Source organism: Amycolatopsis sp. NBC_01307 (assembly GCF_035975215.1).
In the GTDB taxonomy this organism is placed as follows: Bacteria; Actinomycetota; Actinomycetes; order Mycobacteriales; family Pseudonocardiaceae; genus Amycolatopsis.
The window spans coordinates 2,247,249-2,261,202 of sequence record NZ_CP108403.1 but is presented as its reverse complement, the minus strand read 5'-3'; the positions used below and the strand labels follow the sequence as shown (position 1 = coordinate 2,261,202).

Genomic DNA, 13,954 nt, shown 5'->3' with positions numbered 1-13,954 from the left:
GTCGTCGTTCCCGCCGGATCAGCCGATGTGCGTGCTGATGTCCGCGTAGTCGTTGCCCACCTTGGTGTACACGCCCGGGAAGTCCTTGCGCGCGCAGCCCTGGCCCCACGACACGATGCCGGCGAGCTTGCCCTCGACGTAGGCCGGGCCGCCGGAGTCGCCCTGGCAGGAGTCCTTGCCGCCCTCGGGCACACCGGCGCAGAACATCGACGCCTTGTCGTAGCTGTTGCCGCCCGTGCTGTAGGCCGTGGCGCAGGAATCGTTGTCCACCACCGGAACCGACACCTTCAGCAGGGTGTCGGAGACGTCGCCGCCCTCGGACGTCGCGCCCCAGCCGACCACGGTGACGTCGGCACCCGCCTGGTACGCGGCGTCGTCGGCCGACTGCACCAGCGTCGCCGGCTTGTAGGGCAGCTCCTTGTCGAGCGTCAGCACGGAGTTGTCGTGCTGCATGCCGGTCATGTCGAAGCCCGGGTTCTGCCAGACGTCGCTCACGCCGGCCTTCTCGCCGGAGGTGTCACTGAACTTGGTCTGGCCGCCGATGATCTCCATCTGCGACGCCTCGACGCCGTCGGTGCAGTGCGCGGCGGTCAGCACCTTGTCCGGCGCGACCAGGGTGCCCGCGCAGTGCTGCGCACCGTTGACGTTGAAGATGACGGTGGCCGGGAACTCGTCGATGGTGGTCGCCGTCCCGCCCACGATCCGCGGGCCGGCACCCGCGGCGCCCGGTGCGGTCACGACGGCGAGCGCCCCGGCCGCGATGAGCGCCACTGCGGCCCGCCGGACCACCGAACGTCCGTCTACCTGCATGAACATCTCCCTTCAGGGGACCTGGAAGGTGGTGATCACGAGCAGACCAGACGGGCTCGGGTCTCGGTTAGCTACGAAAGTAGCATTCTGAAAGTTTGCGAAGATGGTTGGTTTTTGTCCGACACTCCTTGGCTCACACCGCTGACGGACGGGCCTCCCCTTCGCGCGCGAAGGTCGGTTCCGCCGCTTCCAGGCGGGGTACCGCGACGCCCAGCCGCCGCGCTTCCGCCAGGGTGTCGCGGCAGATCTCGCGCGGTTCCTCGGTCCCGGGGTCGGACTGCGCCTCGAAGTTCACGCGCAGCGGCGCGAAGTGCGCGGTCAGCCAGGCGAGCACGGGGGCCGTCAGCCAGGCGGGCGCCCGTAACCCCACCACCCCGCCCCGGTGGCGTCGCAGGTCGACGCCGCGTGCTTCGAGGAGCGGGAGCAGTTCGCGGCCGGTCAGCAGCGCTTCGCGAAAGGCGCGCGTCGACCCGGCCAGCTGGGCCAGCGAACCCAGTTTCAGGCCTTGCGTGTGCACGCCCGCGTTGAACGCGAAGTGGACCCACAGCCAGCCGCGGAAGTCGGGCTTCTCCCGCGGCCGGAACCCGGCCTCGCGAAACACCCGGCGCACGGCCTGCTCCCGGTCGGTCGGCGGCCGGTCGAGGGTGCCGAAGACGGCCTGCGGCAGCAGCGCCCCGCGGAGCACGCCGTCCGCGCCGAAACCGCCGCCGGCTTGGGGAAAGCCCCACGCGACGCGGTCGAGGGGCAGCGCGCCGATCGCGGCCGTCGGCTCGGCCCAGAGGTTGCCGAAGACCAGCACGGTGGCCGCGCCGACGCGCGGGGCCAGGAACGCCGCGGCCTCCGCGAGGCGGTGGTGCTGCACGCTCAGCACGATCAGCTCGAAGTCGTGGTCCGGCGCCAGCTCTTCGCGGTAGCGCACCGGCCACTTCTCGACGACCCGCTGCCCCCACGGCCGCCGCCGCGTGTCGAGCAGGTCGAGGTCCACCGCTCCCCCGTACGCCGCCGCGCGGCCCGGCCGGACGTAGAACTCGACCTCGTGCCCGGCCCGTTCGAGGGCCCAGCCGTACACCGTGGCGATCACGCCGCGGCCGAACATCAGGATCCGCAAAGCACACCTCATGAGCTAGGATGGAAATGGAGGTCATCTCCACTTCTCAAGCTAGGGAGGCCGGGTCCGGTTGTCAACGCGAGGTTCCGACAAGCCGTTGCGCGCCGACGCCCGGCGCAACCGCGACGCCCTGGTGGCCAAGGCCCGGGAGGTCTTCGACGCCGGGGGCTTCTTCGACCTGCGCTTCGACGACTTCGCGCGCTTGGCCGGCGTGGGCACCGGCACGCTGTACCGCCACTTCCCCACCCGGGAGGCGCTGGCCGAGGCGGTCTACCACGAGGAGGTCGCCGCGTTGTGCGACCGCGCCCGCCGGTTGCGGGCCACCCTGCCCGCGCAGGAGGCGTTGGCGGCCTTCCTGCGCGGCATGGTCGACCACATGGACGCCCACCAGGGCCTCGCCCGGACCCTGGCCACGCTCATGACCACCGGCTCGAGTGCGCTCGCCGACGGCAGCCTGGCGCTGGAGCAGGCCGTCACCGAGCTGGTGGCCGCCGCGGTGGAAGGCGGCTCCGTCCGCGACGACGTGGGCGCCGGCGCCGTCATGATGGCCCTGCACGGCATCGGCGCGGCCCACGACCGCCCCGACTGGCGGGCCGAGGCCGACGGCGTCATCACCCTGGTGCTGGACGGGCTGACCAGGCCGGAGTAGCCGGTACCGGACTGTCCGTCCCGGAAGCCGGCCCTTGCCGGAATAGCTGTTCCGGTACGCTGACGGGGCCGAGCACGAGGAGCCGCACATGCCAGCACCGTCGACCCCCGGCCTCATCGCCCGCGCGGCCGGGGCCGTCCACACCCGGGCGTTCTCGCTGCCGCCGGCGCGCACGGCGTACACGATCACGCGCGGGCTGCGGGTGCCTGCCCGTGACGGCGCCGAACTGGTCACCGACCACTACGAGCCGCGGGCCGGGGCGCGCGGCACCGTGCTGATCCGGTCGCCGTACGGCCGCGGGCTGCCGGTCAGCCTGCTGCACGGCCGGATGCTCGCGGCGCGCGGTTTCCACGTCCTCGTGCAGAGCGTCCGCGGCACCGGCGGCTCGTCGGGCGTGCTCCGGCCGATGACGCAGGAGGCCGCCGACGGCCAGGACACCGTCGCCTGGCTGCGCGAGCAGCCGTGGTTCGACGGCCGGCTGGCCACCCTGGGCGGTTCCTACCTCGGCTGGAGCCAGTGGTCCCTGCTGCGCGACCCGCCGCCCGAGCTGAAGGCCGCCGTGGTGGTCGCCGGCCCGCACGACATGGCCCGCGCGATGTACGGCACCGGCGCGTTCGCCCTGGCCGACTTCCTCGGCTGGAGCGCCACCGTGCTCGCCCAGAGCGACGGCGGGCTGCGCCAGGCGATGACGTCCGGCCGCCGGGCGCGCAAAGCCACGCACGAGACGCCCCTCGGCGCGGCCGCGGAGACCGCGCTCGACGGCGCCGCGCCGTGGTTCGCCGGGTGGCTGTCCCACGCGGATCCGGCCGATCCCTTCTGGAACGCTTACGACGCAAGCGAAAGCCTCACCGAGGTCGAGGCCCCGGTCCTGCTCGTCGGCGGCTGGCACGACGTCTTCCTCGACCAGACCCTCGAGCAGTACCGGGCTTTGTCCACAAGGGACGTCGACGTCGCGCTCACGATCGGGCCGTGGAAGCACCTGGACACCCTCGCCGCCGCCGCGCGCGTGATCGACCGGGAGACCCTGGCCTGGCTCGAACAGCACCTCGACGGCGGTCCCGCACGCTCACAACCGGTCCGCGTGCACGTCACCGGCGCGGGCGAGTGGCGGACGCTGCCGTCGTGGCCGCCCGCGACCACCGACCGCGTGCTGCACCCGCGGGCCGACGGGCGGCTCGGCGACACCGCCGACGTCGAGGGCGCGTCCACCGGGTTCCGGTACGACCCGGCCGATCCGACACCCGCCGTCGGCGGCCGGCACATGTCGGCCGGTGCCGGGGCGCGGGACAACCGCACGCTCGAAGCCCGGCCGGACGTGCTGACGTTCACCTCCGAACCGCTCGGCTCGGCGCTGGAGGTCATCGGGGCGCCGCGGGTGGAACTGGCGCTGGAAACCGACAATCCGCACGCGGACGTGTTCGTCCGGCTCTGCGACGTCGACCCGCGCGGCCGCTCCCGCAACGTCACCGAGGTCTTCCGGCGGCTCGATCCCGGCCGCGCCACGACGGTGTCACTCGAACTGGGCGCCTGCGCGCACCGGTTCGCCGCCGGGCACCGGCTGCGGCTGCAGGTCAGCGGCGGCGCCCATCCCCGCTACGCGCGCAACCCCGGCACCGGGGAACCGATCGCGACGGCGACGGCGTTCACGGCCACGCGCTACACCGTCCACTGTGCCCGGTCGACGCTCACCATGCCGATCGCATAAGGGAACTACGTCGCCACGGGTGGCGCGATCCGCTGGCGCCGCTGCCGTTCCAGTGCCGCGATCTGCCGGTTGGTCAGCCCCGGCTCCGGCAACGGCGTCGGCGCCTCGCGGGCGGGCTGCAGGCTGTCCAGCACGAGCCCGATCACCCGCCGGTACAGCCGCGGGTGGCGCGGGCCGCCGAAGTCGACCGACGTCTGCACGGCCATCGACAGCAGCAGCAGGTCACCCGCGACGAGGTCGTCCCGCACGAGCCCGGCCTCGCGGGCGCGCCGGACGAGCCGCTCGAGGTGCGCCCCGGTCCGGTTGTGGCTGTCCTCGACGAGCTTCGCCAGCCGGTGCGGCGTGCGCGGGCGGGACCAGCCGAGCGTTTCGCTGTAGGACCCGTTCAGGAGCTCGCGGAAGCCGCGGTCGGGCGCCAGCGTCGTGACGCAGGTTTCGAGGAACCCGGCGATCCCGTGCCACGGGTCCGCGTCCGTGCTCGCGTCGAGCGCTTGCTGTTCCGCCGCCTCGAACCGGGGTTCGTAGACCTCGTGGATCAGGTCGTCCTTCGTCGCGAAGGTCCGGTAGACCGTCCCGACACCCACGCCGGCCGCCTTGGCGACGTCGGCGAGCGTGACGGTGAGGCCCCGTTCCGCGAACAGGCCGACCGCGGTGGCCAGGATCCGCGCGAGGTTCTCCTGCGCGTCCCGCCGGCGCGGCCCGGTGCGGGTCGCCTCTGGTGTTCGAGGGGGCGCCATTTCCCGGATGCTACCGGCCTTCGCGGTGCCGCTCGTCCCGGCGGCTCGTGCTCACGAAAAGTTCAGGATCGATTCAGTAACTTCTGCTAGTCTCCCGATGTTTCGCGGCTCACCGTGGCGCCGCGCCTGCAGCCGTTGCGCCGTAACCGGTGCGCGGCGCGAACTCATCGAGGAGTCACATGACAGCCATCGTCCGGGTCCACGGCCGCCAGGTCCTCGACAGCCGGGGCAACCCGACCGTCGAGGTCGACGTCGAGCTGGCGGACGGTTCGCTCGGCCGGGCCGCCGTGCCGTCGGGCGCCTCCACCGGCACGAAGGAAGCGGTCGAACTGCGCGACGGGGACAAGTCGCGGTTCCACGGCAAGGGCGTGCGCAAGGCCGTCGACGCGGTCAACGGCGAGATCGCCGAGGCGGTCGTCGGGCTCGACGCCGAGGCGCAGACCGAGGTCGACCACGCGCTGATCGCCCTCGACGGCACCCCGAACAAGGCCCGCCTCGGCGCGAACGCCACGCTCGGCGTCTCGCTCGCGGTGGTCAAGGCCGCCGCGGCCGCCAGCGGGCTGCCGCTCTACCGCTACGTCGGCGGCGTGTTCGCGCACCTGCTGCCGATGCCGATGATGAACATCATCAACGGCGGCGCGCACGCGGACAACCCGATCGACTTCCAGGAGTTCATGATCGGCCCGATCGGCGCGGAGACCTTCGCCGACGCCGTCCGGATGGGCTCCGAGGTCTTCCACACGCTGCGCAAGTCACTGCACGACGCCGGGCACGGCACCAACGTCGGTGACGAAGGCGGCTTCGCGCCGAACCTCAGCTCCGCCGACGAAGCGCTCGAGTTCGTCCTGCGCGCGATCGAGCAGTCCGGCTACAAGCCCGGCGAGGACATCGCACTGCTGCTCGACCCGGCCGCGTCCGAGTTCTACACCGGCGAGGTCTACGACTACACCGGCGAAGGCCGCAAGCGCAGCGTCGAGGAGCACGTCGCCTACCTCGCCGAGCTGACCGCGAAGTACCCGATCATCTCCATCGAGGACGGCCTGGCGCAGGACGACTTCGAGGGCTGGAAGCAGCTGACGGACCGGATCGGCGACCGCGTGCAGCTCGTCGGCGACGACCTGTTCTGCACCAACGTGAACCTGCTCAAGGACGGCATCGAGCGCGGCATCGGCAACTCGATCCTGATCAAGGTCAACCAGATCGGCACGCTCACCGAGACGCTCGACGCCGTCGAGACCGCGCACAAGGCGGGCTACTCGGCCGTCATGTCGCACCGGTCCGGCGAAACCGAGGACACCACGATCGCCGACCTCGCCGTGGCCACCAACTGCGGCCAGATCAAGACCGGCTCGCTGTCGCGTTCCGACCGCACGGCCAAGTACAACCAGCTCATCCGCATCGAGGAGGAGCTCGGCGCCGAAGCCCGTTACGCCGGCGCGTCCACCATCAGCGGCCGCCGCTGACCCGATCCGGTCCGGAACCGCGCACGCCGTTCCGGACCGGGTCGCCGGCGACGCACATCAGCTGCAGCCGGGCCAGTCCGCGGACGTACCGGCTGGCCCGCTGGTCGCTCGGCATCACCAGCGTCGGGCGGGCGAGCAGCTCGCCGTTGTAGCGGGTCGCCAGCAACGCGGCGCAGGCACCGAACTCCGGATCCAGCTCCGCCAGCGACAGCGCGACCTGGAACCCGTCCTCGGCCACCGCCAGCACGACCACCGTCAGGCTCGCCATCTTGTGCCGCGTGTCCACCGGCAGCGGGCCTTCGCGCAGGACGTCGTACAGGTGCACGCCGTGCACCTCGTGCCGCTCGTGCCGGCGGCGGGTCACGTACTCGACGTCGAGCCGGATCCGCGACCGCTCCCGCAGCTCGCCGATCCCGATCACCCGCGACGCGCACCCGGTCCCGGTGACCAGGAGCCCGACTGCTGACGGTTCCATCCCTCCACGCTAAGTCACCGTGGTCGCGGCGTACAGCCACGATACGGCCGCAGATACGGAACTTTACGACCCGGGACGCCGCGTCAGCGGATGCGAGGGCCGGCGGACGTGGTGAAGCGGAACTCGATCGCGACCGGGACCGCGTCGAGGTCGAGCGCCTGCCGGAGCCGCGGCAGGCCCTCGGTCTCCAGGCGTTCGCGGATCTCCGTGGGGTCGCCGTCCTGCTCCACCGAGACGACCAGCGCCAGCGTCGGGTCCTCCCGGGTCCCGGCCAGCGTGGCCCGGGCCTGGTGCACGCCGGGATACGTCCGGAGCTCCTCGGTGAACGGCGCCACCGCGGCGTCGGCGGCCAGTTCGGTCCGGCCGCGGTCCGGGTCCTGTTCGAAGCGCCACGTCTGCGTCCGCGGGCGGCGCGCCAGCTGGGCGAGCAGCCAGCGCAGCACCAGCAGCCCGAGCACCACGGCCACCGCGGCGGCGACGTAGAGCACCCACGTCGGCGGCGACGCCGTGCCCGGGACCAGCGGCGACCCCGGGTCGACGACGGTCAGCCGGCGGAAGTGCGTCGCGACCGCGAACCCGCCCGCGGCCAGCAGCACCAGCCCGACCAGGCCGAGCAGGACGCGGTTGAGCCGGGCGGGACGGTTCAGGTTCGTCATGACTTCCTCCGGGGAGCGCGGACCCGCACCGAGACGGCCGGCCGGGTGGCCGGGCCGACCTGGTCGAGCCGGTGGCCGACCGCCTCGCGGACGGCGTCGGCGAGGCCGTCGGTCCGGGTCCGGGCCGTCTCGACCCGGACCTTCACCCGCCGGGTGCCGAGCTTGACCGCGGCACCGGACACGCCGTCGACGCCCGCCGCGGCGGCGCGCAGCGTCGAGCGGTAGCCGCCGCGAGCGGCGCCCGCGTCGAACGATCCGCCCAGCGGCAGCACGGTCATGGTCCCCGGCAGGATCGCGCCGAGCACCAAGACGAGCCCGAGCAACGCGACGACGCCCCCGGCCACGGCCGGCAGCACGTCCGTCCACCGCAGGTCGTGCAGCCGGGACGCGACCGAGTCCGGGCTGACCCACGGACGTTCACCGAGGATCAGCTGGACCGCCACGACGGCGACAAGCACGCACGCGGCCAGCACCACCACCGCGGTCAGGACGGCCGGGACGCTCCGGCGGGGACGGCGTTTCATTCGACCCTCCGTACTTGGCCCGCGGTGGTGTGCAGGGCGGTGACCACGAGGTCGACGCGCGTGACCGTGAGCCCGGTCAGCTCCTCCACCCGCTCCACGAGGTGTTCACGCGCCCGTTCGGTGGTGCGCGCGACCGAGGCGGGGTAGACGATCGAGATCCGGACGTCGAGCGTCACGGTCCCGTCGCCGACGTGGGCGCTCACCTTCGCGGAGTGGTCGAGGTCCTCGCCGCTCAGGCTGACGCCGAGGACCCGGCCGGCCGCGCCGCCGACGTCGTCGACCTCGAGCACGGCGCAGGCGGCCAGCCGTTCGACCGCCTGCGCCGAGATGGTCAGCACGCCGCGCTCGGCGACCGGCGCGGTCAGGGTGGTGGTCACGCTCAGCCCCGATCGCGGCCGGAGAGCTGCGACAGGTCGAGCTTGCCGTCGAGGTAGCGCCCGACCAGGAAGCCGATCGCCCCCAGCACGGCGACCGCGGCGAACGCGCCGAAGCCGCCGAACGCGACGGCCAGCCCCAGGACGAGGCCGGTGAGCAGACCCAGCTGCGTGGACTTCACGAGACCCTCTCCTTCTCTTGTGCGGCAACCACTTTTCCGCGGATCTCCGGTCCGGGGATCTCCGGTGCGGGGATCTCCGGTGCGGCGCCGGCCGGTTCGGCCAGGTCCGCGATCACGACGTGCACCGGCCGCCCCGCGACGGCGGCGGCGGTGCGCACGGCCGCGGCGACGTCCGCGGCCACCAGCGGGTAGCGCGTGGTGACCGCGATCGTGACGTCTTCGTCGCGGACGCGCACGCCCGCGACCCGCCGCGGCGGGTCGAGCGTGGCGATCTCGCCGAACCGGCCGCCGTGCAGCCCGGTCACGCCGGGTGCGATCCGCACGGCGGCCGCGATCCGGGCGGCGTCGGGTTCGGGATTCACTGCACCCGGCCGGTTTCGGTGGTCTCGCCCTCGTCCTCGGACGGCAGGTGCAGGTCGCCGACGTTGATGTTCACCTCGACCACCTCCAGGCCGGTCATCTGCTCGACGGCGGTGATCACGTTGCGGCGCACCGAACGCGACAGGTCCGCGATGGACACGCCGTACTCGACGACGATCTGCAGGTCGACGGCCGCCTGCTTCTCGCCGACCTCGACCGACACACCCTGCCCGGCCGAGGCGGTCGCGCCCGGGATCCGCTCGCGGATCGCGGAGAAGGCCCGCGCGGCGCCGCCGCCGAGGGCGTGCACGCCGGGGATCTCGCGCGTGGCCAGGCCGGCGATCTTCTGGACGACGACGTCGGCGATCGACGTGGCGCCCTCGGTCGTCACCAGCGCGCCGTCGCCGCCCTTCTTGGCCTGGTCGGACGGTGCCTGCTGGGCGGGCACCTTGGTGGCGGTGGCGTTCGTCATGACGTCTCCTTCGCACATCGGGAATGCGTTGTGTTCTCGCGGAAGCCCCTTGATTGTTCTTCCACACAGGACAGACAACGCGGTGGGAAGATCGTCACGACCCGATCGTGTGACACCCATCTCCCGTGTACGGGTGACCGCCCGGTCTACCCGGCGACGGGAACCCCGGCGCGTTTCGCCGCCGCGCCCAGGGCGGCGATGACCGCCGCGCCGGCCACCGACAGCGCGATTCCCACCAGTACGGCCACATTCCAGCCCGCGACCAGGTCCGTCGCCGGGGTCGCCGACGGGTGAACCGCCAGCACCGTCACCACGGTGACGCCCAGCGCCGCGCCGACGTACCGGCTGGTGTTGTTGATGCCGCTGCCCATCCCGGCCCGGTGCGGCGGCACGCTCGCCACCGCTTCCCGGCCCAGCGACGCGTTCACCACGCCGGTGCCGAGCCCCGCCAGCAGCAGCCCGCCGAGCAGCGGGCCCGCGCCGGAGCCCGGGGTGACGAACGCGAGCGGCACCAGGCCGGCGGCCACCACCAGCAGGCCGGCGCTCAGCCGCGCCCCGCCGGAGAACGCCGCGGGCAGGCGCCGGGTCAGCAGCGCCGAGACCACGCTGGTCGCCGACCACGTCAGCACCACGAGCGACGCCGTCAGCGGGGTGAACGCCAGGCCGTTCTCCAGCATCGTGCACAGGAAGGCCATCAACGCCGTGACGCCGCCGCCCGCCACGAACGCGCCGGTCGTCGCCGAAAGCAGCGCCGGGCGGCGGAACAACGTGAGGTCGAGCATCCCGCCCTCGGCCCGGCGCTGGTGCGCGAAGAACACGGCGAGCAAGACGACCGCGGCGACGAGGAGCATCACCTCCAGGGGGCTCGTCCAGCCCTGGCGGCCTTCGGTGAGCGCGGCGAGCAGGGCCGCGAGGCCGCCGCCGAGCAGCAGCGAGCCGGCGACGTCGACCTTGCGCGCCCGGCCCGAGACGGACTCGTCGAGCAGGACCCGGCCCAGCACGGCGACGCCGAGGGACAGCACGGTGGTGACGAGGTAGAGCACGCGCCAGCCGGCGGCGAGGTCGAGGACCGCGCCGGCCACCGGGCCGATCGCGATGCCGGCGCCGAGGCACGCGCCCCACACCCCGGTGGCGCGGGCGCGGCCGGCGGCGTCCGGGAAGGCGTGGCCGAGCACGGCGAGACCGCAGGCGATCAGCGCGGCCGCCCCGAGCCCTTCGACGACCCGGCCGACGATGAAGGTCAACGGCCCGGGCGCGATCGCGCACAGCAGCGACCCGGCGGCCAGCACCGCCCCGCCGGCCGCGAACACGCGCCGCCGGCCGAAGTCGTCGCCGATCGCGCCGGCCGACAGGAGGGCGACCGCCAGGCCGAGGCTCATCGAGCTGAGGATCCACGACGTCGCGATCGCGCCGGCGCCGAGCCCGCGGGCCACCGACGGGACGATCGAGAGCGGCGCGGTGAACACGAACATGGCGAGCAGGGTGCCGCCGCCGGAGGCGACGAGCACAGCGGCCGGGCGGCGGTCCATGCGAGCTCCAGTTGATTCGGTGACCGAACTATTCGCCCGGAGGCTAGCACGGTTTGTTCGTTCACCGAACCTTTCTGTGGCACACTGGGGCGCATGGCACTCCCCCGCGAGTACACCGGCCAGGCCTGCTCGATCGTGCGCGCCCTCGAGATCGTCGGCGAGCGCTGGACGCTGCTGATCGTGCGCGACGCGGTCTTCGGCGTCCGGCGGTTCAGCGACTTCCTGGAGCACCTGGGCACCCCCCGCGCGGTGCTGACCGAACGGCTGGAGTTCCTGGTCCGCGAAGAGGTCATGACCCGCGTCCCGGGGCCGGGCAAGCGGAGCGAGTACGAGCTGACCGCGAAGGGCCTCGCGCTGTGGCCGGTCGTCCGCTCCCTGTCGGCCTGGGGCGACGAGTTCTACGCCCCCGAAGGCCGCCGGCGCGTCTTCGTGCACGCCTCCTGCGGCGGCGAGGTGACCCCGGCGGGCGCGTGCGTCACGTGCGGCGCGCAGGTGCCGATCGCCGAGACGGTGATGACCCCGGGCCCGGGGCTGCCGCCGCCGTCGCCACAGGACAGCCCGATCACGGCGGCCTTGGCCGAGCCGCGGCCGCTACTGCTGCCGGTGCACTGAGGGCACCGCGGTGAAGTGCCGCGCCACGGCGTCGGCGGCGGTCTTCACCGGACCCGGCCGGTCGTAGAAGTCGTACTGGGTGACGCCGTCGAGCCAGCACTGTTCGACGGGCTCGGGCACCGCGGCGACGAACTCGCGGACGCTCTCCGGGCTCGCCGCCGCGTCGCTGTGCACCACGAGCAACGGCACGGTAAGCCGGGACGCCGACGCCTGCGCGTCGTAGTCGAGCCACTGGTCCCACGAGGCGGGGTTGAACGTGTTGTCCCACGCGGGAATCGCGCCGCGCGCGGGGTCGGCGAAGTAGTCGGCGGGGAGGCTTTCGTCCGTGCGCGGCACCGCCGGTTCCAGCCGCTCCTCCCCCGTCCGCTCGTAGTGCTCCCGCGCTTCCCGGCCCGCGTCGCGGAGAGCGGCGACCCCCTGCGGGCCACCGAGGTTGGCCACCACCGTCTCGCGGCTGGGCAGTGCGGGCGCCACGAGGGCGAGTGACGAGAAGAGCGACGTCTTCGCCGCCGCCGAGGCCAGGTACGCGCCGCTCGCGCAGATGCCCAGGCCGGCGACGCGGTCGACGTCGGACCGCGCGGCCAGGTACCCGGCGGCCGCGACCAGGTCGTCGGCCTTGGCCAGGGGATCTTCCATGGACCGCGGGCGGCCGCCGCTCGCGCCCCAGGAGCGGAAGTCGAACGCCAGCGCGGAAAACCCGCGGGCGGCCAGCTCCCGGGCGTACCGCGCAGGCATCTGTTCCTTGACCGTGCGCCACGCGCCGGCCACGACCACGGCCGTCCGGGGACCGTCCACTTCGGACGCGGGGTGGAAGAGGTCGCCGGCCAGGTCCACTCCGGATGACGCGAACCGGACGTGCTCGACCGTCACTTGACTGTTCATGACTTGAACCGTACCAGCGCTCAACCGTCGAGTTCAAGCGCTGTACCGTGCCAGCGTTGTAGGATCACCGGATGCGACTCCCCCACCGGTCACCGCTCGAGGCGCTCTACGAGATCGTCACGACGACGACCCGCGGCGCGGAGCCGGCGCTGGACGCGCTCGGCCTGACCATGCCGACGGTCTACGTCCTGTGGGCCATCGACCCCGATGAGCCGCCGCCGACCATGAAGGCGATCTCGGAACGGATCGACAGCACCAAGTCCAACCTCACGTTCACCACCGAACGCCTGGTGGAGCTGGGTTATCTCACCAGAACCGAAGACCCGACGAACCGCCGCTTCCGGGTCCTCGCCCTCACCCCCGAGGGCCGCGAGGCGCGGGAGGCCGCGCTCGCGGCGCTGGACGCCGCCTGCCCGCTGCGCAAGCTCGGCCGCAAGCAGCTCGACCAGCTCTTCGCCCTGCTCGACCACACCCTCGACGACTGAGCCTGGCCGAGGGTCACAGCTCGATCCGGCGTCGCCGGACGAGGACGAGCACCGTGAGCACCACCAGGGCGAGCACACTCGCGCCGGGACCCACGTACGCGCGGCCGGGGACGACCGCGGACGAGATGAGCGAGAAGTCCCAGAGCCCGTGGAGCAGGCCGGGCAGCAGCAATCCGCCGGTGCGCCGCCGGACGAGGTAGAAGAAGTAACCCGCCACGGCGACCACCAGCACCTGGACGAGCGCTTTCGGGCCGGTGGAGAACAGGTTCGCGGCGTGCGCGACGCCGAAGACGACCGACGACCACAGCGCGACCTTGCCCTCGGAGAAGCTGTGGGCGCGGAAGACCGTCACGCCGATCCCGCGGAAGAGCGCCTCTTCGGCGTAGCCGACGAACAACGCGCTCAGCAGGAGCAGCAGCGTGAAGCCGAGGCCGCGGTCGGCGAGCCCGGCGTAGTCGGTCGCGAGCAGGATCGCCACGACCATGATCACCGGGACGGCGACCACCCAGCGCTGCACCGGCCGGTCGTCGGTCAGCACCGGCCGCCACCACCGCAGCGCCGTGATCGCCACGGCGACCAGCACCAGCCCGATGCCGACCGGGAGCGTGAGGCTGCGCCAGACCTCGTCGAGCGAGGTCGGGCTGGCGTACGCGACGTCGATCCCGGCGGTCGCCGCCCAGCCGATCAGCCCGGTCACCACCACGTACCCGACGACCAGGGCGAGGTACGCCCACACCGGCAGCGCGCGGCTCCCGGCCTTGACAGGCTGCGACGACATACGACTCCACTCCGCCGGGAGCCCCGCGGGCTCGGGTCCCGATCATGACCCAGCGGCGCGGGTCTCGCGAACTCTTGACAAGGAACCCCATCAGCCTGTCATGCTTACTCATGCGCGAATGGACGTGTTAACGAGCAGTTTCTCGCACTTTCC

General features: G+C 72.9%; 18 protein-coding genes. 5 read left to right on the top strand and 13 right to left on the bottom strand.

Annotated elements, in window-relative coordinates; all coding sequences use genetic code 11:
• Positions 1-18 precede the first annotated feature (18 nt).
• Together OG439_RS09800 and OG439_RS09795 are read right to left on the bottom strand one after the other, a co-directional pair.
• Positions 19-810, bottom strand: a complete 792-nt coding sequence (locus OG439_RS09800) for a S1 family peptidase (RefSeq protein WP_326949055.1) — start codon at positions 808-810, stop codon at positions 19-21.
• Positions 811-943: 133 nt separating this feature from the next.
• Positions 944-1,918, bottom strand: coding sequence for a ketopantoate reductase family protein (locus OG439_RS09795; RefSeq protein ID WP_326949054.1), 975 nt, complete (start codon positions 1,916-1,918; stop codon positions 944-946).
• Positions 1,919-1,988: 70 nt separating this feature from the next.
• Between OG439_RS09795 and OG439_RS09790 the strand changes: the two genes are divergently transcribed.
• Together OG439_RS09790 and OG439_RS09785 are read left to right on the top strand one after the other, a co-directional pair.
• Entirely contained in the window at positions 1,989-2,567 is a 579-nt protein-coding gene (locus OG439_RS09790; protein WP_326949053.1) for a TetR/AcrR family transcriptional regulator, read from the top strand.
• An 88-nt stretch (positions 2,568-2,655) separates the two neighbouring features.
• Positions 2,656-4,272 carry a CocE/NonD family hydrolase gene (locus tag OG439_RS09785; protein ID WP_326949052.1) on the top strand — a complete coding sequence of 539 codons (1,617 nt, stop codon included), beginning with the start codon at positions 2,656-2,658 and terminating at the stop codon, positions 4,270-4,272.
• 5 nt (positions 4,273-4,277) lie between these two features.
• On the opposite strand, the gene OG439_RS09780 is transcribed toward OG439_RS09785, so the two are convergent.
• The gene (locus OG439_RS09780) at positions 4,278-5,009 is read right to left on the bottom strand and encodes a TetR/AcrR family transcriptional regulator (protein WP_326949051.1); all 732 of its coding nucleotides are present in this window, start codon (positions 5,007-5,009) and stop codon (positions 4,278-4,280) included.
• Positions 5,010-5,188: 179 nt separating this feature from the next.
• Here OG439_RS09780 and eno point away from each other — a divergent pair, with 179 nt between their 5' ends.
• Positions 5,189-6,472: a phosphopyruvate hydratase gene (eno, locus tag OG439_RS09775; RefSeq protein ID WP_326949050.1), complete on the top strand. Its 1,284-nt coding sequence runs from the start codon at positions 5,189-5,191 to the stop codon at positions 6,470-6,472.
• On the opposite strand, the gene OG439_RS09770 is transcribed toward eno, so the two are convergent.
• From OG439_RS09770 to OG439_RS09735, 8 genes are all read right to left on the bottom strand, one after another.
• Positions 6,456-6,947, bottom strand: a complete 492-nt coding sequence (locus tag OG439_RS09770; RefSeq protein ID WP_326949049.1) for a molybdopterin-binding protein — start codon at positions 6,945-6,947, stop codon at positions 6,456-6,458. The two genes, eno and OG439_RS09770, sit on opposite strands and share 17 nt — an antisense overlap.
• 83 nt (positions 6,948-7,030) lie before the next feature.
• On the bottom strand, positions 7,031-7,603 hold the full coding sequence (gene amaP / locus OG439_RS09765) for an alkaline shock response membrane anchor protein AmaP (RefSeq protein ID WP_326949048.1): 573 nt from the start codon (positions 7,601-7,603) through the stop codon (positions 7,031-7,033).
• Positions 7,600-8,127: a DUF6286 domain-containing protein gene (locus OG439_RS09760; RefSeq protein ID WP_326949047.1), complete on the bottom strand. Its 528-nt coding sequence runs from the start codon at positions 8,125-8,127 to the stop codon at positions 7,600-7,602. Before OG439_RS09760 ends, amaP begins: the two co-directional genes overlap by 4 nt.
• Positions 8,124-8,504, bottom strand: coding sequence for an Asp23/Gls24 family envelope stress response protein (locus OG439_RS09755; RefSeq protein WP_326949046.1), 381 nt, complete (start codon positions 8,502-8,504; stop codon positions 8,124-8,126). The genes OG439_RS09760 and OG439_RS09755 overlap by 4 nt, the downstream gene beginning before the upstream one ends.
• 2 nt (positions 8,505-8,506) lie before the next feature.
• Positions 8,507-8,683, bottom strand: a complete 177-nt coding sequence (locus tag OG439_RS09750; RefSeq protein ID WP_247051229.1) for a hypothetical protein — start codon at positions 8,681-8,683, stop codon at positions 8,507-8,509.
• The gene (locus OG439_RS09745) at positions 8,680-9,045 is read right to left on the bottom strand and encodes a hypothetical protein (RefSeq protein WP_326949045.1); all 366 of its coding nucleotides are present in this window, start codon (positions 9,043-9,045) and stop codon (positions 8,680-8,682) included. The genes OG439_RS09750 and OG439_RS09745 overlap by 4 nt, the downstream gene beginning before the upstream one ends.
• A complete protein-coding gene (locus tag OG439_RS09740; protein ID WP_247051227.1) occupies positions 9,042-9,515 on the bottom strand; it encodes an Asp23/Gls24 family envelope stress response protein in 474 nt (157 codons plus the stop codon). Before OG439_RS09740 ends, OG439_RS09745 begins: the two co-directional genes overlap by 4 nt.
• 146 nt (positions 9,516-9,661) lie before the next feature.
• Positions 9,662-11,044, bottom strand: a complete 1,383-nt coding sequence (locus OG439_RS09735) for an MFS transporter (RefSeq protein ID WP_326949044.1) — start codon at positions 11,042-11,044, stop codon at positions 9,662-9,664.
• 93 nt (positions 11,045-11,137) lie between these two features.
• Here OG439_RS09735 and OG439_RS09730 point away from each other — a divergent pair, with 93 nt between their 5' ends.
• Entirely contained in the window at positions 11,138-11,656 is a 519-nt protein-coding gene (locus tag OG439_RS09730; protein ID WP_326949043.1) for a winged helix-turn-helix transcriptional regulator, read from the top strand.
• Here OG439_RS09730 and OG439_RS09725 read toward each other — a convergent pair.
• The gene (locus OG439_RS09725; protein ID WP_326949042.1) at positions 11,636-12,538 is read right to left on the bottom strand and encodes an alpha/beta hydrolase; all 903 of its coding nucleotides are present in this window, start codon (positions 12,536-12,538) and stop codon (positions 11,636-11,638) included. The genes OG439_RS09730 and OG439_RS09725 overlap by 21 nt on opposite strands.
• Positions 12,539-12,609: 71 nt before the next feature.
• On the opposite strand from OG439_RS09725, the gene OG439_RS09720 reads away from it, so the two are divergent.
• The gene (locus tag OG439_RS09720; protein ID WP_326949041.1) at positions 12,610-13,023 is read left to right on the top strand and encodes a MarR family winged helix-turn-helix transcriptional regulator; all 414 of its coding nucleotides are present in this window, start codon (positions 12,610-12,612) and stop codon (positions 13,021-13,023) included.
• Between the two features lie 13 nt (positions 13,024-13,036).
• Here OG439_RS09720 and OG439_RS09715 read toward each other — a convergent pair whose 3' ends face one another.
• Positions 13,037-13,801 carry a CPBP family glutamic-type intramembrane protease gene (locus OG439_RS09715; protein ID WP_326949040.1) on the bottom strand — a complete coding sequence of 255 codons (765 nt, stop codon included), beginning with the start codon at positions 13,799-13,801 and terminating at the stop codon, positions 13,037-13,039.
• Positions 13,802-13,954 lie beyond the last annotated feature (153 nt).